Annotated in this window: 20 protein-coding genes and 1 pseudogene; 17 read left to right on the top strand and 4 right to left on the bottom strand. The window is 69.4% G+C overall.

From position 1 onward, the window contains the following. Positions 1–22: 22 nt before the first annotated feature. Positions 23–559: an NUDIX hydrolase gene (locus ACMXN5_RS50565; RefSeq protein ID WP_439681878.1), complete on the top strand. Its 537-nt coding sequence runs from the start codon at positions 23–25 to the stop codon at positions 557–559. Positions 560–1,029: 470 nt separating this feature from the next. On the opposite strand, the gene ACMXN5_RS50570 is transcribed toward ACMXN5_RS50565, so the two are convergent. After that, complete coding sequence (locus ACMXN5_RS50570; protein ID WP_439681879.1) at positions 1,030–2,097, bottom strand: response regulator; 1,068 nt, start codon at positions 2,095–2,097, stop codon at positions 1,030–1,032. A gap of 10 nt (positions 2,098–2,107) precedes the next feature. Continuing rightward, positions 2,108–2,359: a hypothetical protein gene (locus tag ACMXN5_RS50575; protein ID WP_439681880.1), complete on the bottom strand. Its 252-nt coding sequence runs from the start codon at positions 2,357–2,359 to the stop codon at positions 2,108–2,110. 495 nt (positions 2,360–2,854) lie between these two features. On the opposite strand from ACMXN5_RS50575, the gene ACMXN5_RS50580 reads away from it, so the two are divergent. From ACMXN5_RS50580 to ACMXN5_RS50655, 16 genes are all read left to right on the top strand, one after another. Then, positions 2,855–3,820, top strand: a complete 966-nt coding sequence (locus tag ACMXN5_RS50580; RefSeq protein ID WP_439681737.1) for a hypothetical protein — start codon at positions 2,855–2,857, stop codon at positions 3,818–3,820. 82 nt (positions 3,821–3,902) lie between these two features. Continuing rightward, complete coding sequence (locus ACMXN5_RS50585; RefSeq protein WP_439681738.1) at positions 3,903–4,271, top strand: hypothetical protein; 369 nt, start codon at positions 3,903–3,905, stop codon at positions 4,269–4,271. Beyond that, complete coding sequence (locus ACMXN5_RS50590; protein WP_439681739.1) at positions 4,268–5,299, top strand: MinD/ParA family ATP-binding protein; 1,032 nt, start codon at positions 4,268–4,270, stop codon at positions 5,297–5,299. Before ACMXN5_RS50585 ends, ACMXN5_RS50590 begins: the two co-directional genes overlap by 4 nt. Next, a complete protein-coding gene (locus ACMXN5_RS50595) occupies positions 5,296–5,679 on the top strand; it encodes a hypothetical protein (protein ID WP_439681740.1) in 384 nt (127 codons plus the stop codon). The genes ACMXN5_RS50590 and ACMXN5_RS50595 overlap by 4 nt, the downstream gene beginning before the upstream one ends. Further along, entirely contained in the window at positions 5,676–6,425 is a 750-nt protein-coding gene (locus tag ACMXN5_RS50600) for a hypothetical protein (protein WP_439681742.1), read from the top strand. The genes ACMXN5_RS50595 and ACMXN5_RS50600 overlap by 4 nt, the downstream gene beginning before the upstream one ends. Continuing rightward, positions 6,415–8,907 (top strand): hypothetical protein, encoded by a 2,493-nt coding sequence (locus tag ACMXN5_RS50605; protein WP_439681743.1) that lies wholly within the window; start codon positions 6,415–6,417, stop codon positions 8,905–8,907. The genes ACMXN5_RS50600 and ACMXN5_RS50605 overlap by 11 nt, the downstream gene beginning before the upstream one ends. Continuing rightward, positions 8,904–10,385 (top strand): SCO6880 family protein, encoded by a 1,482-nt coding sequence (locus ACMXN5_RS50610; protein WP_439681744.1) that lies wholly within the window; start codon positions 8,904–8,906, stop codon positions 10,383–10,385. The genes ACMXN5_RS50605 and ACMXN5_RS50610 overlap by 4 nt, the downstream gene beginning before the upstream one ends. After that, complete coding sequence (locus ACMXN5_RS50615; protein WP_439681745.1) at positions 10,386–11,975, top strand: hypothetical protein; 1,590 nt, start codon at positions 10,386–10,388, stop codon at positions 11,973–11,975. Then, entirely contained in the window at positions 11,972–13,807 is a 1,836-nt protein-coding gene (locus ACMXN5_RS50620) for a type IV secretory system conjugative DNA transfer family protein (protein WP_439681747.1), read from the top strand. The genes ACMXN5_RS50615 and ACMXN5_RS50620 overlap by 4 nt, the downstream gene beginning before the upstream one ends. Beyond that, positions 13,804–14,373 carry a hypothetical protein gene (locus ACMXN5_RS50625; RefSeq protein WP_439681748.1) on the top strand — a complete coding sequence of 190 codons (570 nt, stop codon included), beginning with the start codon at positions 13,804–13,806 and terminating at the stop codon, positions 14,371–14,373. The genes ACMXN5_RS50620 and ACMXN5_RS50625 overlap by 4 nt, the downstream gene beginning before the upstream one ends. Beyond that, complete coding sequence (locus ACMXN5_RS50630; RefSeq protein WP_439681749.1) at positions 14,370–15,005, top strand: hypothetical protein; 636 nt, start codon at positions 14,370–14,372, stop codon at positions 15,003–15,005. The genes ACMXN5_RS50625 and ACMXN5_RS50630 overlap by 4 nt, the downstream gene beginning before the upstream one ends. A gap of 192 nt (positions 15,006–15,197) precedes the next feature. Continuing rightward, the gene (locus tag ACMXN5_RS50635) at positions 15,198–16,625 is read left to right on the top strand and encodes a peptidoglycan DD-metalloendopeptidase family protein (protein ID WP_439681751.1); all 1,428 of its coding nucleotides are present in this window, start codon (positions 15,198–15,200) and stop codon (positions 16,623–16,625) included. Positions 16,626–16,658: 33 nt separating this feature from the next. After that, a complete protein-coding gene (locus tag ACMXN5_RS50640) occupies positions 16,659–16,910 on the top strand; it encodes a hypothetical protein (RefSeq protein WP_439681752.1) in 252 nt (83 codons plus the stop codon). 371 nt (positions 16,911–17,281) lie between these two features. Beyond that, the gene (locus ACMXN5_RS50645; protein WP_439681753.1) at positions 17,282–17,881 is read left to right on the top strand and encodes a hypothetical protein; all 600 of its coding nucleotides are present in this window, start codon (positions 17,282–17,284) and stop codon (positions 17,879–17,881) included. Continuing rightward, positions 17,874–18,986 carry a DUF262 domain-containing protein gene (locus tag ACMXN5_RS50650; protein WP_439681754.1) on the top strand — a complete coding sequence of 371 codons (1,113 nt, stop codon included), beginning with the start codon at positions 17,874–17,876 and terminating at the stop codon, positions 18,984–18,986. The genes ACMXN5_RS50645 and ACMXN5_RS50650 overlap by 8 nt, the downstream gene beginning before the upstream one ends. Positions 18,987–19,117: 131 nt before the next feature. Then, a complete protein-coding gene (locus ACMXN5_RS50655; protein ID WP_439681755.1) occupies positions 19,118–19,918 on the top strand; it encodes a hypothetical protein in 801 nt (266 codons plus the stop codon). Between the two features lie 97 nt (positions 19,919–20,015). On the opposite strand, the pseudogene ACMXN5_RS50660 reads toward ACMXN5_RS50655, so the two are convergent. Beyond that, positions 20,016–20,321, bottom strand: a pseudogene (locus tag ACMXN5_RS50660) (DUF6245 family protein); the annotation flags it as partial. Between the two features lie 148 nt (positions 20,322–20,469). Further along, positions 20,470–20,877, bottom strand: a complete 408-nt coding sequence (locus ACMXN5_RS50665) for a hypothetical protein (protein ID WP_439681757.1) — start codon at positions 20,875–20,877, stop codon at positions 20,470–20,472. Between the last annotated feature and the right edge of the window lie 699 nt (positions 20,878–21,576).

The following is a 21,576-nucleotide window of genomic DNA, read 5'->3' on the forward strand; positions in this document are numbered from 1 at the left end:
CCATTCCGCCCGGGGGATACACATGCAGTGGATCAAGCACAGCGAGACGGACGTGTACGCGAACCGCTGGTTCACGATCCGTCTCGCCGACGTCGAACTCCCGGATGGACGCCACCTCGACCACTACCTGATTCGGCAGCGACCCGTCGCGCTCGCGACGATTGTGGACGACCAGGACCGTGTGCTCCTGCTCTGGCGCCACCGCTTCATCACCGACACCTGGGGGTGGGAACTCGCTGCCGGAGTGGTCGAGACCGAGGCCGGCGAAAGCATCGAGGATGCCGCGTCTCGCGAAATGCTCGAGGAAACAGGTTGGCGCCCGGGGCCGCTACGGCACCTGCTCAGCGTCGAGCCGTCCAACGGCCTGTCCGACGCGGTCCACCATGTCTACTGGTCCGACTCCGGCGAGCATGTCGGTGAACCCGCGGACGCGTTCGAGTCGGACCGGATCGAATGGGTCTCCTTGAAGGAAGTGCCGGACATGATTGCGCGAGGCGAGATCCGCTCATCGAATGCCGTCTCGGCGCTGCTCATGCTGCACCGACTTAGGGGGCTCTAAGGTTCTTGCAGCTCAGAGCCATGATCACCCGGTCCCTGAGCGGGACTCGAACACGCTCAGGGACGATCCTGTGACTGCGGTTCCGGCGTTTCCTCCGGTCAGCGAGATCGGCTGAGTGGAAGTCCGTGCGCCGCCGAGGAATCAGGCGTACATGCGGGCGTTGCCATACGCGCCGCCGTTGCTGTTCGGCCGGATGGGTAGGTCGCGTGCCCGCGACCGTGACCGGTGTTTTGTACGCCGTGCGCGTGCGACGTGTCGCCGTGGTCCCGGACCGGCGAGGACGTGTGTCCTCTGTCGCTCCGTCGGTGCCTCGCAAGTCCGGGATCCGCACGGTGTCGTGCTGTGCCGTCGTCGTGATCGGCGCCTCCCGCGACGGCGGGGTCGGGTGACGTTGCCGCGGCCTCCCGTACCAGCGTTCGGGCGGTCGGGGTTTACCAGGCGACGTCGAATCCCGCTTCAAACGCCCCGGGTCACGGGCCCGTGCCGCGTTCGCGGCGTTCGAGGTGGAGGTCGATGAAGACGGCGACCTTGGCTCGGAGTGCCCACGGGTCGAAGGGTTTGACGATGTAGTCGACGGCCCCCGCCGAGTAGCCGCGGATCGAGTGTTCGGCGTCCAGGCCCATCGCGGTCAGGAAGACGATCGGGATGTTGCGGGTTCGGGATCGTCGTTTGATGTGGGCCGCCGTCTCGTAGCCGTCCATGCCCGGCATCTGGACGTCGAGGATGATCACCGCGAAGTCGTCGTGGTCGAGGAGGGCTTTGAGCGCCTCCTGCCCCGACCTGACGGAGACGATGTCGTGGCCCGGCGCGGCTACGACCTCCTCCAGCGCCAGAAGGTTGTTCGGCTGGTCGTCGACCAGCAGGATCTTCGGTTGTGCTCCGCCGCCCGGATCGGCGGTGCGCGGCCAGTTGCGTTCCAGCGCGGCGAGTTGACGCTCCAGCATGTCGCAGCGTGCCTCGGCGTCCATTCCCCTGCGTCGGGCCGTCTCGAGCTCGGCCGAGAGCCTGCGCACCTGGAGCGCGAGTGTGTCGTGCTCCGACTCCAGGACGGTGTGGTGTGGGGGCGGCTCCGGTCCGACCCAGGTCGCCTCGAGGCGCGTCAGTCGTGTCTCGAGTTCGACTATGCGGTGACTGCGGTCGAGGAGGGCGTCGCCGATAACCCCCTCCTCCACGGTCGAACGCTGGGCGTCCAGTTCGGCCTCCGCGAGCTGCAGTTCGAGCGCGGCCTTGACCGGGCCTGCCGCGGCCGCGCTGTGTCGCAGCGCCGCCCGGTGCAGACGCCGCAGGCGCGCCGTCTCGTCCGGGGGGACCGGATGTCCCCGGTGTTCGGCGACGTCCTCCACGAGCTCGGCGACGAACTTCCAGGGCGGAACGCGCGCGCCGCCGAGGAAGCGGGAGATGCTCCCGGCGTCGCGGAAGCGTCGTGCGCCGTAGCCGCGGACGGAGACGTCGAGTACGGCGAACAGGCGCCGGAGTGCCTCGGCGAAGTCGCGGCATTCCTTGGTGATGCCCGCGTCCAAGGGTCGGAGTGATCCCATGCGTCCCTCGTCAGTCGCGGATCGCGGGAACGCGAGCCGGTTCGCCGGTCGGGCTCCCCGCGACGGGGGTCGGGCACTCGTGGCCCGGACCGATGATTCGGTCGAAGAACCCCACCGCCAACCCGAATACGGTCGCGCCGTAGAGCAATGACTGCGCGTTGCCCGAGCCGGAGACGGCGGTCAGTACGCCGCCCCCGGCACCGGTCGACCCCGCGAGGAGGAAGACGAGGGCTGCGCGGAGGGATAACAAGGGACGGTTCATGGTCTCTTCTCGGTCCGTCGATGTGCGCGGCGGCCGGACTACGCCGGATGTCGCGCCTGGGCATCCGATTCTGGCTCGGCCGTCGCGTGTTGCAGGCCCCGCAACGGAAATCGGCCCACGTTCGGCAACGAACCAGCAACACCCCGCGCGGGACGTGGTGACCGCGACGCCCAAGCTTTTTTCACGGCGCGGTTCTGTGCCCGTGGTGGCTGGTTCCCGGTGCTCGGATCCGGATGGGCGACGGGGTGCCCTCAGGGCGCCCTCGCCGGTGGCTTGCCCGGCCGTTGCCGTGGGGTTGTTCCTCCTTCTAGCCCGGTCCTGACCTGCGTTGATGCCTGATCGGGCCAGACAACGGGCTAGGTGGGGCGGCGAGTGTCCTCGGCATCGGCTACGGGAGGAGCAGCGGTGATCGAGGCATGGGGTGGGGCGCGGGCCGCCACGCGGAGCACGACGGGGAACCGGACGCGGACCGGTCGTTCGGGGACCGGTTCGGAGATGGACGAGCGGTTCGACGCTCGTACCGTCCACGGTTTTGTCGATGTGGACGGCGAGTCGCGGGCCGGCCGCCACGCGCACACCGATTCACCGGAGTCCGGTGCGCGGTTGCGGTCGGGGCTGATCGGGCGGTTGAACGACGAGTGGGACGAGTTGGCGTACGGGGTGCGCGGCGGTGACGCGTTGGCCGGATGGGCGCGGGAGTTCGCGGTGTTGGGGGCGTACGCGGATCTGGCCGGCCTTCAGCGGGGGATCAGCTCGGCGGCGCCGGCCACGCAGGATGCGTTGCTCATCGCGTTGTTGACGCTCGCGGACTCCGGGGACGCGTTGGCGGGGCGGGTGTTGGTGCAGCAGATGTTGCCGCACGCGGTGCGGTTGGCGTCCGCGCGGCGGGTGCGGGGGCAGAGCTTCGACGACGCGGCCGGGCATGTCCTGGGGTGTCTGTACGAGGTGATCCGCGCCTATCCGTATCGGCGGCGGACCGGGCGGGTCGCGGCGAATCTGGCCTGCGACACCCTGCACCGGGTGGTCTACGGGACCGGGTCGGGGCGGCGGGCGCGGGTTGCCCTCGTGTTGACGCCGGAACCGGCCGCCGACACCGGTGCGTCGGCGCCGTTTCCGGCGGTGGAGGCGCGCCTGGACGTCGGGGCGGCGCTGATGCGCGCGGTGCGGCTCGGGGTGATCGACGCTGCGGACACCGCGTTGGCGGACTGCCGGGTGGTGGGGCCGCACGCGGCCGATACCGCACGCGGGGATCTGCTCGTGGTGCTCGTGGGCGCGGTGGAGAAGGGGGTTCTCACCGTGGAGCAGGCGCGGATGTTGGCGCAGGACTATCGCGAGTGCGCGCCGCCCGCGGCGGAGATCGCGGCGTCGCGGGGGATTTCGTACGCGTCGTTGCGGCAGCGGCACAGTCGCGCGGTGCGGCGGTTGCGGGAGGCCGGGCATGCCGCGCTGCGCGCCGCCTGAGGTTGGTGGGCGCGAGTCGGTCACAGCCGGGTCGGTGGGCGCACCTTCGTCGGTGTCCGTCCGGCGCAGCGGGGGAGTGGTGATGACCGAGCCGACACCGATGTGGTCGGTGCCCGAAGGGTTCGAACGGGGCGGCTTCGAGCCGGGCCCGTTCGACCCGGACGGTTTCGAGCCGGACTTCGGGCTCACCGAGGACGGCGCCGAAGGTCTGGACCCGGACGAGTTGTGCCTCGCGCGGGCGCGGCGCCAGGCGTACCGGATCGCGTATCGGCTGGTCACCGACCCGTTCGCGCCGGAGACGTTGAACGTGATGGAGGACTTCCTCGACGACGCGGGCGAAGTCCAGGCGTCCTACCTGGCCGTCGCGGGCCGGGACGAGCGCGAGTTGCGCAGTCGGCTGGACGACCTGACCTCGGTGCGGCGGGCGCGGCGGCAGGGGGAGGGGTCGTGAGCGAGACGGTGTCCCTGGCGGGGCGGCGGACGGTACCGGTATCGGAGAGGGATTCCGCCGGTTCGGCGGAGCGGGCGGTCGCCGCGACGCCGCCCGCTCCGCCGAACGGGGCGTCGGTGTCGCCGACCGCCCCGGCCGCCGGCGGCACGCGTCCGGTTCCCAAGGGCCTGCCGATGTCCGCGTACACCCACGCGGTGTGGACGGCGATGGCGGGATTGCCCGCGCGGGCGCCGGTGGTGGCGTTGACCGCGCCCGCCGGCGGCGTGGGGGTGTCGACGGTGACCGCCGCGCTCGGGGCGTTGTTGGCGCTGGCGGCGCCGGAGGCGGCTCCGCCGTTGGCGATCGACGCCGGTACCCGGGCGTGGAGCGGGTTGCCGGCGCGGGTGGGGCCGCCGGGGGAGGCGACGTTCAACGACCTGCTCGCGCGGGAGGGGTCGGAGGCGATGCCCCACCACGAGGCGCGGGCGTTCACGCACCAGGGCCCGACGGGGCTGGAGATGCTCGCGGGCGAGTCCCGGCCGGGAGGCGACGGGGCGCGGCCGCCGATGACCGCAGGGGCGCTGTATCGGGTGCTGACCCGCCTGCGCGGCGCGTATCCGCTGGTCCTGGTGGACGCACCGGCCGCCGGCGACGCGGTGTGCGAGCAGGCGTTGCGGCGTTCGACGACGGCCGTGCTGGTGGCGCGGGCGAGCAGCGACGGAACCGAGCACGCGTTGGCGTTCCTGGCCTGGTTGCGCTCGCTGGGCCACGACCGGCTGGTGGACGGCGCGGTGGTGGTGGTCAACGAGGTCGCGCCGGGTCCGCCGCGCGAGGTGCGGGCCGGAGAGCGGGTGCTGGCGCGGCAGGTGCGCGCGGTGGTGCGGCTGCCCTACGACCGCGAGTTGGCCAAGCCGGAGCCGGTGCGTCCGACGGCGTTGGGCAAGGCCGCCCGCGGCGCCCTGTTGGAGATCGCCGCCGCCGTGGTGGCGGGTTGGGAATCGACCGCGTCCGCGCAGGCGGGCCCCACGACTTCTAAGGAAACGACATGAACTCTCTGACGCACGCCTTCCTGCGGGTGCACGCCGCGTTGGCGTATCCGGCGGACGACCCCAAGCCCAATCCGGCGCCCAGTGGCGGCACCGGCACGGGTTCGAACTTCGACTACACCAAGTTCAAGCCCGACCCGACCGCGGTCCCGAAGAGCGGCGTTCTGGACACCATCGCCAACGGCATGTTGTGGATCGGGTTCTCGATGGCCATCGCCGCCCTGGCCGGCGGCGCGATCATGTGGATGGTCGGGCCGATCTTCGGCAGCCACCACGTGTCCGCGCAGGGCAAGACGTTCATGTGGAAGGCCCTGGGTGGCGTCGCCATCCTGGGTGCGTCCGGGGCGATCTGCGGGTTCGTCGTGGACACGGTGACCAAGTGAGGGGCGGGCGTCGGGCGGGCGTGGGGTACACGTCCGCGCAGGCGGGTCGGCCGCGTCCGCTCGTGGTGTTGATGATCCTGGTACTCGTCGCAGGTCTGGCGGGCGGGGCCTGGTACTGGGGGCGCAGTTCGGCGCCGGCCGAAGCCCCCGCGTCCGATGTGGCCGGACCGGCGGGCACCGACGCCGGCAAGCCCGGGACCGCCGGAACTCCCGCCGGCGCGCCGTGGACGCCGGTGCGGACGAGTCAGGCGCCCTCGTACCCGAACACGACCGAGGGTGCGGGGCAGGCGCTGGCCGCGTATCTGCGCAACGTCTTCGCGCTCAGCACGGGTCCACGGGAGGCCGGGGTGGAGTACGCGCGCCGGATCGTCCTGGCGGGCACCCCGCAGGAGCAGATCGACCGGCTTGCCGCGTCGACGTTCTCCAGCGATCGCCCGGGCGCGGTCAACCAGTTCGTGCCGCTGCGGGTGATCACGCAGAGCGAGCCGGACGGGCAGGTCAGGGCATTGGTGTGGGGGTTGAACCTGGTCGGGTTGAAGACCGACGGCCGCACGCCGGAGATGACGCCGATGTCGTCGTGGGTGACGATGGGTGCCCGCGTGCGGTGGGTGGACGACGGGTGGCGGATCGTGCTCCTGAACGAGCCGCAGCCCGGGCCGGTGCCGGCGACGCTGGGACAGCCGGACACCGCGGATCGGTTCACGGTCGTGCTGGCCGCGTCGGGGGTGGCGGGCGATGGTCCGTGACGGTGTGTGGCGCCGGGTGGGTTTGCTGCTGGTGTTCGTCCTGGTCGCGGGGCTGCTCGGGGCGGGGAGCGCGCGGGCGGCTGATCCGCCGCCGCAGAATCCCAATCCCCCCATCCATCCGGATCTGAAATCCGCGTGGCCGGACGTGGGTTGGCTGTCGTTGCCCAGCATGGACTGCCGCATGTTGTCGCAGAAGGAAATGCGGAATCAGTGCGAGACGTACGGTCCGGGGGCACTGCCCGGGTTCCTGGGTCTGGATGGCCGGATCCACTGTGAGGTTCTCCCGCCCGATCACAAACTCGCCAAGAAGTGCGATCCGATCAAGATCCGTAAGGAGATTACCGGCGGTCGCACCACCGACCCGCCGCCGCCCGCCCCGCCCAAGCCCCCGCCGGACCCGAAACTCCCGGTCGTCGCGGGGCAGCTCAACATGGCCTGGCCGGACGTACCCTGGATCAAGGCCAACACGATCGACTGCGCGGGGTCCTCGCCCGAGGTCTACGACCTTTGTCGCACGTATGGGCTGCTCACGCCCGCCGGGTTCCTGGGCTGGGACGGCAAGGTCCACTGCGAACGGCTGCCCGATGGCCACGCGTTGGCGGGCAACTGTGATCCGGCGGGGATCCGTGCCCGGATCACGGGTGGCCGCACCAACGACCTCAACGTGGTGCCGCCGAGTACGCAGCCTTGGTTGGGGAAGGTCATCGAGGGGTTGAGCAAGGCCTGGCCGACCGTCCCCTGGATCCAGAACGACTCCGTCATGCCGTGCGGCGAGCGCATGCCGAAGCCGACGACGGACTGGTCCACCTGCACCTACTTCGGGACGTTCCCCGGCCTGCTGGGTACCGACGGAAACATCCACTGCGACGTGATCCCCAAGGGGGATCCCATGTCGCGCACGTGTGATCCGGAGAAGGTCAAAGCGTCCCTGCTGGACAAGAGCGGCGAGTCGTTCAAGGTCAGTTTCGGGGACATCGTTCCGGACGTGGTCAAGGACACGGTGAAGACGATCGTCGCGGCGCCGGGCAAACTCCTCAAGCTGCCCGGGGCCTTCGCGGACTGGCTGATGAAAAAGGGCCTCGACCAGCTGGTCAGGGCAGCGGCGGAGAGCGCCGTGACGCTGTTCGCGAAGGCGGCCGGATTCGTGTTCACGGCGACTGCCCCGGATCTGCACGGCGCCGCCTTCATGTCGGTGTACAACGCGGTGTCCGCGGTGCTGTTGGCGCTGGTGTTCGTCTTCTTCGTCGCGGCGGTGCTCTTGAACATCGCCTCGGACAAGTTCGGTCACGTGCCCGCGTCGGTGGGCGGTCTGATCCGGGCGGTGTTGGGGATCTGTCTCGCGGCCAAGGCCGCCGACCTGATGGTCCAGCTCTCCGATCAATGCACCGAATCGCTCCGGAACTCGAACGCCGCGAAGGTCGAGTGGAGCTCACAGCAGTTCGCCGACCAGTTGGGCGACATGATGGGCACCGGCGGGATGGCCATCGTGGTGCTCTTGGCCGCGATCTTCGCGATCATCGGGTTGATCGCGCTGATGGTGATCATGTTCGTCCGGGGCATCGAGCTGTACGCGGCCGCCCTGTTCGGGGCGATCGCGATGTTGGGTCAGGCGCATCCGCACACCCGTACCTGGGCGCGCAAGTGGTTCTGGAACTTCACGGCGTTGGCGTGGAGCAAGTTCGTGATCGCGGCGCTGTGGCTGCTGGCGGGGCAACTCATCGGCCAGGGCGACTCGTTGGTGGCGGTCCTCAGCGGCCTCGGAATGATCTGGATCATGGTCTACTCGCCGTTCGCGCTGATGAAGATGTTCTCCTTCATCGACGCGCAGGCCACCGGCATCGGCTCGGACGTCGGCGGCAAGATGGCGAACGCCGCCAAGAAGGCGGCGTTCGGCGGAGGCGGCGAGGAGGAGGATGCCACCCCCGCGGCGCCGGGCGGCGGGGAGAACGCTCCGGGAGTCTCGCCCGCGTCGCAGATGGACGCCAACCTGGCGGACGTGGAGTCGGGGATGGGCGGCGATTCCGGCGACGACGACACGGACATGGACGATGAGGGTTCCGCGTCGAGCGGCGGATCCGCCGGGAACGGCACGGACGAGTCGACCGATCCGCTGGGCGCGACGCCCGGGGACGACGCGGGCTCCGGCCCCGACGAATCACCGGACGTGCCCGAGGACGGGAACGATCCCGATTCCCTGAATCCGGGCGGGGACATGGCGGACGAGGCGATGGGCCCGCTGACCGGCGGCTCGGGTCCGGGCTCCGGATCCTCCTCGGAGAACGAGCAGATGGCCGCCGACGTCGCCCTCGCCGGTGCCGGTGCCGCCGGCGGCTACCGCGGCGGGAACGGCTCGGCAGGCGTGGGCAGTTCGGGCGGCGGCATCTCCGTCGGGTCCTCCCCGACTCCCGACCCCGCGTCGGACCCGGTCCCGGGCAACGGACACAACAGTCACAGCGGCGATGAGCCGTGGGGGGTGCGATGAGGTTCAAGTTCTCGCCGCTGGAGTCGCGCGGTGTGCTGATGGGGTTCACCCTCGGCCGGTTGGGCGCGCTGGTGGCGGCGCTGCTCGGTGGTGTGGCCATCATCAGATCCGATAACTGGCCGCTGAGGATCATCTGGATCGCCGTCACCGGTGTCTTCCTGGTAATCGCGATGGCTCGCTGGAGCGGTCGTTCCCTCACCGCCTGGGCACCGGTGATCTGGGCCTACCTGGCCCAGCGCGGCATGCGCCAGAACGTGTACCGGGGCGGCCCGTTCGCGCGCAACGGCGTCCAGGAGCACATGGAGTTGCCAGGGGCGTTGGCCGGTTGCGTGTGGTTGCCGGCGCGGGCGCCGGACGGGCAGCGCGAGGTGGGGTTGATCCACGACCGGCACGCGCGCCACGTGGTGGCGGTGCTGCGCTGCCAGGGCACCAACACGATCCTGGAGGACTCCTCGTTGCAGGAGCGCCGGGTGGTGGACTGGGGTTCGGTGATGCGCTCGTTCGGCGACGACGAGTCGCTGGCGTCGTGGTCGGTGATGGAGCGCACCGTCCCCGACGGCGCGAACCGGGCGCAACGCTTCATCCGGACCCGGATGGTGCGTCCGGACACGCTCGCCGCGACGTCGCTGAAGCAACTCGTCGCGGCCTCGGCGCCGTCCACGCTGCGGCATGAGGTGTACCTGGCCGTGCGGTTCGATCTGGCGCGGTTGTCCGCGCAGGTCAAGGAGGCCGGTGGGACCGACGCGGCGATTGCGGCGGTGGTGGTGGACGCGTTGGGCGCGCTCGAACAGGGCGTGCTGGACGCGGGTGTGGGTACGGAGGGCTGGTTGTCCCCGCGCGGCCTGGCCGCCGTGCTGCGCACCCAGTTCGACCCCGGCGACCTGACCACCCTCGAGGCACGCGGGGTGGACGGGGAGGGCGCCGCCGAGGGGGTGGACCCGCGACTGGCCGGACCCGCCGCGACCGAGTCGCACTGGGCGTACTTCCGGCACGACTCGGGCTGGTCCCAGACGGTGTGGGTGCACCAGTTGCCGGTGCGCGAGGTGGGCCGCAACTGGCTGACACCGGTGCTCAACCAGACCTCGTGCCGGCGGTCGGTGACCCTGGTCGCCCAGCCCCTGTCGACGGCCAAGGCCGAGGCGATGTCGCGGCGCCAGATGGTCGCGCACGAGGGCGACCGGCGTACCCGGCAGAAGCTCAAGTTGGTCGAGGGCGCCCGACAACGTCAGGAGGCGCGGGCCGCCTCGCGCGAGGACGAGGAGGTCGCCGCCGGGTTCACCCGGGTCCGCTACTCGATGTTCGTGACGGTCACCGCGGCGGACGTCGCCGCGCTGGAGAAGGAGATGCGGGTGGTGCGACGCAAGTTGTCCCAGGCGGGCTGCGAGTCGGTGGTGCTCTACGGCGAGCAGGACCAGGCGTTCCTGGCGGGCGCGTTGCCACTGGCGTACGGGCTCGCCCCGATGCGGGGGGTGATCTGAGTGGCACGTCGCGACCGGGGCCTGGTCCGCGAGGGCAATCGGGCCGACGAACTGCGCCGCCTGGCCGAGTCCCGCGACGCGGAGCGGGCGAGCAGGCGGCTGGAACGGCGGCGCTCGCGCGCCGAGTCGGCCTGGGAGAAGCTGACCGGGCCGCCGCCGGCCGACGGGCGGGGAACGTTCGGCCGGGCGGCGGGCCGGGTGGCGCGGCGCATGCGGGTGCAGCCGCACACCACGACCACCGCGCACCTGCGCTCGTGGTTCCCGTTCACCAACGACGCCGGTCTGGCGGTGGACGGGCCGCTGATCGGGTTCGACGTGTTCTCCCGGACCGCGTTCACGTTCTCCGTGCACGAGCTGTACCGGGCCGGGCTGTTGACCGCCCCCAACGTGGTGGTCATCGGCGAGATCGGGTCCGGCAAGTCGTCGCTGCTGAAGTGCCTGGTGTTCCGCAACGTGCCGTTCGGGGTGAAGTTCTCGATCAGCGCGGACATCAAGGGCGAGTACGGGCCGCTGGCCGCGGCGACCGGGGTGACCCCGCTGCGGGTGGGCCCGGGGCTGTCCGCCCGGATGAACCCGCTCCAGGGGGTGCGGCGCGCGCCCGGCCAGACCGAGGAGGCGTGGCTGGCCCACCAGCGCACCCGCCGACTGCTCTTGGTTGAGGGCCTGTTGGAGATCGAGAAGGGGCAGCGGCTGACCGACGCGGAGCGCACCGCGGTTACCTTCGGGATGGACGCGCTGACCCGCGAACACGACGGTACGAGCGCGGGGCGTCGCGCGGATCCGACGCTCGGGCAGTTGCTGGAGGGCATGAGCGATCCGCACCGGTGGCGCACGGACGCGGCGCGGATCAGCGTCGATCCGCAGCGGTTGCTGGAGAACGCGTCCAACGCGCGGATGGCGCTGTACCGGATCGTGCACGGGCCGCTGTCGGGGATCTTCGACGGCGTGTCGACGTCGAATCTCGACTTCTCGGCCGACGGCACCGTGCTCGATCTGTCCGCGATGCGTTCCTCCGACGAGATGACGGCGATGGCGATGACGTGCGCCCAGTCGTGGCTGGAGGCGGAGTTGTCCCGGCCGGACGGAGAGCAGCGCATCGTCGTCTACGACGAGTTCGCGTTGATCGCGCGCTATCTGCCGCTGGTGCGGCGGTTGCGGGAGCAGTTCAAGATCGCGCGGGCGTACGGGATGTCGAACGTGATCGGGTTCCACCGCTTCTCCGATCTGGCGGCCGTCGGCGACGGGGACAGCGAGATCGTGCGGATGGCGCGGGGGCTGATCGAGGACACCGGCGTGCGGATCTCCTATCGGCAGTCGGAGGGGAGCCTGGCCCAGGCACGGGAGTTCCTGGGCACCTCGGATGTGGTGACCGACCTGCTCAAGCGGCTCAAGCAGGGGGTCGCGGTGTGGAACATCGGTACCCAATATCACGTGGTCAAGCATCGGTTGAGCCGGATCGAGAAGGAGATGGTCCAGACGGACAGCCGGATGACCCACGTGGGGGACACCGCCGACGGTACGACCGCCGCCCCCGAGCCGACCGCGTGTGGGACCGACGCGGTGTCGACGGCCTCGGGGGTGGGCGTGTGAACCGGGCCGAGGGCGGGATGAAGGGCCGGAACAAAGGCAAGATCACGTCCGGTGAGCCCGAGGAGATCCGGGCCCGGGTCTTGTTGGGCCTGTGCACGTTGGCGCTGGGCGCGACGGTGGTGTGGACGGCGTGGCTGGCCGGGCAACTCGCGGGTGTGTTCACCCACGGGGCGTGGCCGGGCGCGGGCCCGGGGAGCGCGCCGTCGGTGGCGATCCGCTGGGTCGCCCACGTGGGTGATCCCCGCGCGGCCTGGCCCGCCGGCGCCCGCGCCGACGTCGGCGGGCCGGTCGCGGTGTACGCGGTCCTGGCGGTGCTGCTGGGCGCTATCGCCGGCGTACTCGGCTGGGCCGTGTGGCGGCTGCGGGCTCGAATCGGCAAGCGACGTCCGGGATTCGCCGCCCCCGCCGACATCGACGGCCTGCTCTCGACCGAGGCCGTGCTCGCCAAGGCCTCCGTGGTACGGCCCTCGCTCGCGGGCCGCAAGGGTGTGGAGCCGGGGGAGGTGGCGTATTCGCTGGGCCGCGAGGCCGGTACCCGGCGTCCGCTGTGGGGGCTGTACGAGTGGTCGGGACTGCTTGTGGCCGCCGAGCGCATGGGCAAGACCATGTACTACATCGTCGACCGCATCCTGGGCGCCCCCGGCGCGGTGATCACCACGAGCACCCGCCTGGACACCCTGCCCGTCACCCACGCGGCCCGCGCCCGCAAGGGCCCGGTGTACGTGTTCGACCCGCAACACATCACCTCCGGGATGGACCGGCTGCGCTGGTCCCCGGTGGCCGGCTGCGCGGACCCGCTGGTGGCGATCCAGCGCTCGGCCGGTTTCGTCGCCGGATCGGGGGTGGCGGGCAAGAACGTGGAGAACGGCGAGTTCTTCGCCGGCATGGCCACCGCCGTGCTGCGCGCCTACCTGCACGCGGCCGACCTCGGCGGATGCACCGTGCGCGCGGTCCTGGAGTGGTCGATGAACCCGGACGACCGCACCCCGGTGAGCATCCTGCGCACGCACCCGGACGCGGCGCCGATGTGGGCCGACCAACTCGCCGAGCTCCAGGCGTCGGACCCGCGCCTGCGCGGCAGCGTGTGGGCGGTGGTGCAGCGCGCGTTCGACGCGTTCGCCGACCCGCGCGTGTTGGCCGGCTGCGACGTCGCCTCGAACGAGGCGTTCGACGCGGCCGACTTCCTCAGGCGCAAGGGGACGTTGTACATCCTGGGCTCGCGCAGCTCGCAGATCTCGGTGGCGCCGCTGATCTGCGCGTTCATCGAGGATATCGTGCGCGTCGCGCAGGACCTCGCGCAGCGCTCGGTGGGCTCGCGCCTGGACCCGCCGCTGTCGCTGGTGCTGGACGAGTGCACGAACATCGCGCCGATCCCGTCGTTGCCGAACCTGATGTCGGACGGCGGCGGCAAGGGCATCACCACGATCGCGGCGATGCAGTCGCGCTGGCAGGCGCGGGCCCGGTGGGAGGAGGCGGGCGCGGCGGCGATGTGGGAGACGTGTTCGGTCAAGCTGATCCTGGGCGGCCTGTCGGACCCGGCGGATCTGGGGAACCTGGCCGAGATGTCCGGGCAGTTCGACGAGTACACCCCGGGCGACAGCTACGCCGAGGGCCGGATGACGTTCAGCCGGTCGGTGCGCCGGGTGCCGGTGTTGGAGCGGTCCGACATCCGTCAACTGCCGGTCGGGCACGCGCTGTTGTTCACCCGCAACCTGCCGCCGATCGAGACGGTGTTGACGCCGTGGTGGGAGCGCGAGGACGCGAAGGAACTCGCGGAGTCGCGGGACGCGATGTACGCCCGGATGGGCATCGCGGGGGGTGTCGCCGGATGAGCACTGCGGCGGGGCAGGCGGACGAGGAGTATCTGGCGGAACTCGAGAGCCTGCTGCTGCGATTGGCCGAACAGCAGCAGAGCGTGGTGGCGCGGCTGCAGGCGCTGGAGGCCGGCGGGGGTGCGGGTGGCGCGGGGGCCGCGGGGGAGGGGCCGGTCGCGGCGGACTACGACTGGCGAGTGCTGGACGCGGACGCGACCCGGGAGGCGTGGGAGCGCCTGATCGACTGGGTGGAGTGGCTGGTTTCGGTCTTCCCGGTGGCCGACGTGCTGCCCGGGTGCTGGTATGAACACCCGGTGCTGGTATGGGAGTTGACCGCGCTGCAGCTGGCGTTCACCGATGCCTACGAGGTGCCCGACGCGCCGCGCGGGGCGCCGCTGGGCTGGATGGAGGCGCTGCAGCGGGCCCACGGGCGGTGGCGGATGTGGGACCAGCACAAGTGCGCAGGCGCTGGGCGACACAAGGCGGGCCACGCGCAGGCGGTGTGGGCGCAGGGATGGGCCGAGCGCGCCCGGGAGTCGGGGGCGGCGGCGTCGGGGGTTCGGCCGGCGGGGGTGGGCGGGTGAGGCGCGTGCGCGCCGTCGCGGCGGCGATCGTGCTGGTGGGGGTGTGCGCGAGCGGGTGCGCGTTTCCGGGCGGTACACCGGAGAACGGGCCCGGGGGCGCCGCCGGGGCGACCAGGGCAGCGGCAACCCGCCCCCCGGCGTCCACCGGGATAGCCGCCCCGCCGGCGTCGACCCCGTCCGAGCTGCCGCCCACCAGGACGATCCCGCCGCCCGTGTCGGCGCGGTCCGGCGTGGACTTCGCGGACCCGGCCGCGGTCGCGGGGGCGTTCGCCGAGGTGTACCTGTCCTACCGCTGGGATCAGGACCCGCCGTCGTGGCAGCGCGAGTTGGCGCGTTTCGCCACCGAGACCTGCCTCCGGAGCCTGCCGCCCTCGGGTGCGACCTCCGCTCGGGGGAACGCCGGGTGGCGGGCCTTCGCCGCCAAACGCGGCGTGGTCACCGTCCGCATCGACCACGCCGAGGTGGTCCCGGCCGCGCCGAACGGCCCGGACACCGTCTTCGTCCAGGTGAGCGCCTGGCAGGTGATGGCCCGCGACGGCGAGGTGAACCGGGAGGACCCGGCACCGCTGAGCGTCGAACTGCGCCGCGCGAGCGACGGCACATGGCGCGTGGCGCGGGCCACGTCACTTTGAGCGCGACCGGACCGAAGTCGGCGTAGACCCGGGAACCGGCCGCGGAGGCCCGCGCCTTGTGGCGAGGGTGTCCGGAGGAGCCGCCCTTCTTTCCCTTGCTCCTCACCTCATCCGCTTCGTGCGACGGTCACTCGCCGAACCGCTCGACCACTTACTCATCTGCTTGCTCGCACATGGATTCGGGGGTTCGCGGTGGTGCGTTTCGTGGTGTCCGTGCTGGCCGGGATGCTGCTGTTCATCGTGCTGATTCCGGTCCTGCTGTTCGGCGACGACAGTGGCGGCGGCGCGGCGTTCGCGGGTACGGGGGGCGCCCTGCGCGAAGACGCCAAGATCCCCGCCGAGTACCGCCCGCACATCGAGCAAGCCGCCAAGCAGTGCCCGCAACTCACCCCGGCGCTGCTCGCGGCCCAGCTGAAACAGGAGAGCGCATGGGACCCGCGCGCGGTGAGCGAGGTCGGCGCCCAGGGCCTGGCGCAGTTCATGCCCGGCACCTGGACCTCCTACGGCGTCGACGGCAACGGCGACGGCCGCAAGGACCCGTTCGACCCGATCGACGCCATCCACTCGATGGCCAACTACGACTGCGTGGTCGTCAAGGAGGTCGCCGGCATTCCCGGCGACCCGATCGACCTGATGCTGGCGGCCTACAACGCCGGCCCGAACGCGGTCCGGAAATACCAGGGCGTCCCGCCGTACGCGCAGACCCAGGAGTACGTGCGCATCATCAAGGCCTCCGCGGCCGAACTCGCCGCACCGCTCGCCGCGACCGGCGAGGGCATCACGGCGATCATCGCCTGGGCCCAGCAGCAGTTGGGCACCTCGTACTCCTACGGCGGCGACTGCACCGACGCACACGGAACCGACATGGCCCGCCACTGCGACTGCAGCAGCCTGATGCAGATGGCCTACCTACGCGGGGCGGGCCTGAAGCTGCCCCGGGACACATACGGCCAGATCGACGCCGGCCCGAAGGTGACCGGGCAGCCGCTGCTCCCGGGCGACCTGGTCTTCCCGAACACGGGCCACGTGGGCATGTACGTCGGCTCGATCCCCGGATTCGGCGACGACACGATCATCGAGGCGCCCAAAACCGGCTTCAACGTGCGCTACGCCCACTTCCGCGACTCCGGCTACTGGTCCAAGAGCGTGGTCGTGCGCCCCTCGGTCCTGGCCCAACTCGCCACCGCCCCATCACCGGCGAACGGGGGAGGCGGTGAGGGGGAGGGCGGCTGGACCCTCCCGCTGGCCTCGTACACCCTGACCGCCCGCTTCGGCCAGTCCGGCGACCGCTGGGCCAACAACCACACCGGCCTGGACTTCGCGGCCGACGAGGGCACCAACGTGCGAGCGGTGGGCGCCGGCGAGATCGTCGAGGCGGGCTGGGCGGGCGCGTACGGCAACCGCCTCGTGCTGCGCCACCCCGACGGCACCGTGACCTGGTACTGCCACCTCTCCTCGTTCGTCCGCTCCCAGGGCGGCGTGCAACCCGGCGAAACCATCGCCAAGGTCGGCGCAACGGGCAACGTCACCGGCCCCCACCTACACCTGGAGGTCCGCCCGGGCGGCGGCGCCCCGATCGACCCATACACCTGGCTCCAGACCAAAGCCCTGAAACCGTAACCAACCCACCACCCACCACCGAGGAGAACCGCAATGACCAATGCCCCTCACCTACGGCAACGCCGAGCCGAAGCCACCCGCATCCTCACCACCCTCGAAGCCTGGTCCCGCACCCACTTATCCGACGCACAACACCGCAGCGACCACCCCGCGATCGCCCACTGGACCCGCGAATCCAACATGTACACCCACGCCCTCCGCTCCCTCCCCACCTCCGACGCCGAACGCCTCGAGGAACTCATCACCACCCACGGCCCCTTGGCCCAGGAAATTGCCCGCTCGTGAAAATCTTCCGAACCACTTGCTCCCGTGCCTGGGGCTGCGGAGCGTGACGGGCGACGAAGATCGCCTGCATGGCTTTCGCTCCGGTTGTCTGTAGCACCCCAAGAGCGATATTTCGTCAGATAGCCATCGTTGCGGGACGCGTTGTAGGCATGCGTGACCTTGAAGGAGGTGTCGTGGGCGACGGGGACAGCCCGAACGGATCCGGCCTGCGAGGTGATGAAACGCGCTAGAATCCCCGCACGATTACAGGGGAGGGCACGGCACCCGCGTGACCGAGATGTTGGTTTCGGTTTAACTTGCAGCCTATTGTGGCGCATATGTAATGGCTATGGCACGTGCATTCTCAGCTCGACGCTCGCCGGGGAGAAAAGATGAGCCACGTTTCAGGGCTACCCGAATTTTGGAAGGAATTCGTTTCCCTGGGGCAGGAAGTCGACTACTTTGTGACTGCCCGACTGTTCGACGGAATACCTGCGGTATGGCCCAAAGAATTTAACTATGTCAAATGGCGACACTTGGTTGCAACCGAGCTAGACGTGGATCCGATGGCTGTGCAGCTGGTCGGAAGTGCCCGCTTGGGTTATTCAATAAATCCGAAAAAGAACTTCAGGAAGTTTCATGGGGGATCGGATCTGGATATTGCAGTGATCTCGCCAGAATTGTTCGACAAGGCATGGAGTGAGCTACGCCAGATAATCGAAGACGAGCTCTTCTCCAGTAAAAAAAATTACCTTCGCAAGCTGGTCTTCGAGGAATGCATCGCTCTCGATATCGTGCTGCCGCGACTATCTTTCGGCGAGCAGTGGTCACGGTCAAGAGATCTCTTTATTCAGGACCTTGGCGGAGCCTTCAGGAATTGCGAGATCAATTACCGACTGTACCGCAACCATAAGTCGCTTCGAAGCTACCAGATGAAAAGTGTAAGCATTGCGCGGGATCGCGCAATCGAGGAGGGCGTGCATCATGGCTGATCACGGACTCAAGTTTGAGATCGAGTCGAAAACGGTGGCAGAGTTCCGATCGCTGGACAAGTCCGGCGAGCTGATCCTCCAGCCTGAGTACCAGCGCCAGGCCGTCTGGCCCGAACGCGCCAAAGTCTCCTTGATGGAGACCATCCTTCTCGGATATCCGATTCCGGAAATCTATCTCTCGTATGAGACGTCTCCGGAAGGAGAGCAGACCGCATCCGTTGTCGACGGCCAGCAGCGTCTTACCTCCCTGCTTGAGTTTTTGAACAACAAGTTTCCGCTGGACGGGCTGGAGGACGAGAAGCTAAGCGAGAAGTTCGAGGGGAAACTTTTCAAGGAGCTGCCTGATGAAGTGCGACAGGAGTTCTTCCAATACCGTTTCCCGATTCGGCGTCTGTCCAACCTTGCCGATGAGTTTGTGCGTGCAGTTTTTGCCCGTGTCAACAGGGTGAACATGGTATTGACGGAACAAGAGCTCCGAAATGCTTTGCTGCCCGGCCCGTTCAACGACTTCCTCAAAGACTGTGCAGCTCACCAGATAAGCGCGTCGTCCGGCGTGTTCAGCGGGGAACGACGTAAACGAGGCGGCGATCTGGAGTTCTATGCCGAGGTCTTCGGCACCTGCATCTTCGGATTGTCCAACAAGAAAGTCGAACTCGATGAACGCTATGACAAGATCTCCGCAGATTTCGAGGACTACCAGGATCGTTCGGCAGAATTCCTCGAACTGCTGACGCTTCTCGGCAATACCATTAAGTGGGTCGGCCGAACCAGATGGTCGAACATTGTCGACATGTTTACGTTGCTTCACGTCTCTTGGGGGCTGCGCGAGGAGCTGCGCAATGCCAGCTCGGACCAGATGGCGCGGGTTCGGGATCTTTTGGACCTGTTCCAGCGCGCAGTCTCGGCCAGGAAGCGTAATGGCGAGAACGGAGAAACCGCCGGTCTCTTGATATCCCTTGCAGTCATGGTTGACATGACCGTCGAGGAAGTCGAGCAGATTGTCGAGGAGTATATGTCGGGAATTCGAAACTCGTCCGATCTGGGCTCACGCCGGGTTCGCTCGCAGCAGTTGACGTTGGTTCTCTCAAGGAAACTCAAGAGTTGAACTGCATAGGCTTATCCTTCAAGGTCGTGAGCCACGCGTTCTGCGCCAAGCCCGGATTGCCGTTGGTAGGCGGCTGACATGCTGTCAGTCGTCATTGCCACGACACTCATGGGGCAACTAGAGTTGCCCCCATGAGGTCACCGGATCGCGAACCGACCGACCACGAACTCGCGGAACTGTCCCAGGACGTCCACGCGCTCGCCGAGTCATGGGCACGGCGGCTGTCGATCCCGACCTCGGCCGGGCCCATGGGCCGTGGCCACGTCGACCTGGTGCGCGCGCTCGGCGCGCTGACGACGGCGATCGAGGACGAGACCGCGCGGCGCGTCGCCGAGGCCCGCGAGGCCGGAGTCGGCGACCGCCGCCTGGGGGCCGCGTGGGGGATCAGCAAGCAGGGCGCCGCGAAGAAGTGGCCGCGTCCGTCCACCGCGGCAACCCCGGTTGCCCCTTCGGCGCCCCCCGTCGGTGTTCAGGGCGCCCCCGTCGATCCTCCGTCGGTCGACTCCCCAGAGCAGTGGGCAACTCTTGTTGCCCACTCCGCCGCGAGCGTCGACGACGCGCGGGAGGCCACGCCCTCGGCATCTCCACCACTGGGGGCAACCACGGTTGCCCCCAGTACGAGGGTCGGCACCGCGCGGGCCGCCGCCCGTCGGGCGCGGCTGCACACGTTCACCCCGGCGGAGGTCGAGCGTCTCGAACTCGTCGGCGAGCGCGAGGCCGACGGCGGCACCGTGTGGCGGGCGATGCTGGACGGCCGTGTGGTGGGCCGCGTCGAGCACGCGTGGCGCGGCGCCCGCCGTACGGGCTGGCAGGCCGTGCCCGCCGACAGCCCGACGCCGGTCTATCGCGCCGGTACCCGCGCCGGCACCCGGGAACAGGCGCTGATCGACCTCGCCGAACATCTCGTACGCGTGGGGCTGACCCGCGATTGAGGACGGTTCCAGGGGTCGTTGCAACGTGTGGTCGTGCTGCGACGACCCCTGGGACCGCCAACTCGCGACGAACCCCGTCGTTGCTCGGGTCGGCCGCCTACACGCCGACCGACCCGAGCATGTCCGGCGGGATCTCCGCGTTGGCGATCGCGTGCTCCAGCGAGGCTCGCGCCTTGCGGAGGTGGACCGCCTGCGCGGCGAGGGCATCCACGTCGCCGGTGGCCACCCCGTTCCGGGTCACCGCGACGACGCCCAGAAGCGTCTGCAGGCCGTCCATGGCGTGGGCGGCCGCGACCGGGATCGGTCCGGTCTCGGTGTACCGGGCGATCCGCCGGACCGGCATCGCGGCCCGCAGCAGCTGTCGCTGCGCGAACGCGATCATCCTGGCCGGGTCCTCGGCTTCGCGATGTTGCTGAAGCTCTTCGAAGGCGAGGCTCGTTTCCCGGAAACGACGCGCGAGGCGTTACGCCCTTCGGGCGTAACGCCTCGCAATCTTTCGTTGGCGCTGCAGGGCCACGGCGGGCTGGGCTCAGCGCGCTCAGTGGCGAGGGCTAGGAAATGCCCACGCAGCCCGCAGGACGGCCGACCTCGCACAGGTAGATGTAGACGTCGGCGACCTTGGTTTCGGCCCCTGAGGCAGCGATCTTGTGGAACTTCCCGTCATTGACCCAGGCGCTGCCGGTCCACTTGGCGTACTTCCGGTAGAGGCTCACGGCGTAGCCGTTGGTGGAGCACAAGTCGCTGAGGTCGAAATCCCAGTCGATCTTGAAGGACTTCTTGCCGTTGTAAACGGTGGAATCTTTCCAATGGTAAGTGCCGCTCGTAGAGCCGCATTCGTTGGCGAGGCGGGCACTGTAACTGCCGCCGCCGGAATTGGCCTGGGCGGAGCCGGTAAGGGACAGGACGAGGCCGGCGCTCGCGGCAGCGACGGCGATCGTACGGGAAATTCTGGATGCCACGACAAACTCCTTGTCGATCCATACGGGAACGCGACGAGTATCTCGGCGCGGAACTGATTCCTGAGCAGCCCAATTCCTGGGCTTTCCCGCCACCAACGTCACACAGCCACCTTGGGAAAATGTTCACGGAAGCCGGTCGCACGGGCAGCGCACTACCGAGATTCAAGGTCTTGGACACTGTTCGGCAACCCTTCGCGCTGTTCGGGACATGTCCCGGACAGCGTTCGGAGGTGAACCTGCGCGCCCGCTTCGGCCTCGACGCGGCTGCGGAGCCCCTTCCGGGCCTACGGAAAGGCCCCGAAAGAAACGTCGATCCCCGGGCATGACGCCTGCGAGGTGTTGCGCGCGGAACTGCCGCAACTCGCCCGCTATCCCGTGTTCGACCGCATGCAGGAGCGCCACCGAGTTCCTCCGGGCGCTTGAGGACGCGCCCGACCAGGCGTCGTGGGGACCTGGTCGGGGGTGGATTACTGACCGGGGCGACCCGCAGGAACAACCGCGGAGTCAATTGCTACCCGGGGCTGTGAACTCGGGCATCTTCCTTTGATAGCCGCGCAATACCACCGGAGACGAAGCGCCCGCCGCCTCGTCGAGACGCCCAAGTCCGGACCGACGGGACCACGGTCGTGGCGACGGCATGCACTCGCGAGCGGCGGCTGCACCAGGAACTTCCCATCATGGATGGCCCGCCGTGTGCGA

The organism is Embleya australiensis (assembly GCF_051903075.1).
In the GTDB taxonomy this organism is placed as follows: domain Bacteria; phylum Actinomycetota; class Actinomycetes; order Streptomycetales; family Streptomycetaceae; genus Embleya.

Bases quoted from the DNA above. Each gene is read 5' to 3' on its own strand.
- ACMXN5_RS50565 (WP_439681878.1), top strand. From the start codon at position 23: ATGCAGTGGATCAAGCACAGCGAGACGGACGTGTACGCGAACCGCTGG.
- ACMXN5_RS50570 (WP_439681879.1), bottom strand. From the start codon at position 2,097: ATGGGATCACTCCGACCCTTGGACGCGGGCATCACCAAGGAATGCCGC.
- ACMXN5_RS50575 (WP_439681880.1), bottom strand. From the start codon at position 2,359: ATGAACCGTCCCTTGTTATCCCTCCGCGCAGCCCTCGTCTTCCTCCTC.
- ACMXN5_RS50580 (WP_439681737.1), top strand. From the start codon at position 2,855: ATGGACGAGCGGTTCGACGCTCGTACCGTCCACGGTTTTGTCGATGTG.
- ACMXN5_RS50585 (WP_439681738.1), top strand. From the start codon at position 3,903: ATGACCGAGCCGACACCGATGTGGTCGGTGCCCGAAGGGTTCGAACGG.
- ACMXN5_RS50595 (WP_439681740.1), top strand. From the start codon at position 5,296: ATGAACTCTCTGACGCACGCCTTCCTGCGGGTGCACGCCGCGTTGGCG.
- ACMXN5_RS50605 (WP_439681743.1), top strand. From the start codon at position 6,415: ATGGTCCGTGACGGTGTGTGGCGCCGGGTGGGTTTGCTGCTGGTGTTC.
- ACMXN5_RS50610 (WP_439681744.1), top strand. From the start codon at position 8,904: ATGAGGTTCAAGTTCTCGCCGCTGGAGTCGCGCGGTGTGCTGATGGGG.
- ACMXN5_RS50625 (WP_439681748.1), top strand. From the start codon at position 13,804: ATGAGCACTGCGGCGGGGCAGGCGGACGAGGAGTATCTGGCGGAACTC.
- ACMXN5_RS50640 (WP_439681752.1), top strand. From the start codon at position 16,659: ATGACCAATGCCCCTCACCTACGGCAACGCCGAGCCGAAGCCACCCGC.
- ACMXN5_RS50645 (WP_439681753.1), top strand. From the start codon at position 17,282: ATGAGCCACGTTTCAGGGCTACCCGAATTTTGGAAGGAATTCGTTTCC.
- ACMXN5_RS50650 (WP_439681754.1), top strand. From the start codon at position 17,874: ATGGCTGATCACGGACTCAAGTTTGAGATCGAGTCGAAAACGGTGGCA.
- ACMXN5_RS50655 (WP_439681755.1), top strand. From the start codon at position 19,118: ATGAGGTCACCGGATCGCGAACCGACCGACCACGAACTCGCGGAACTG.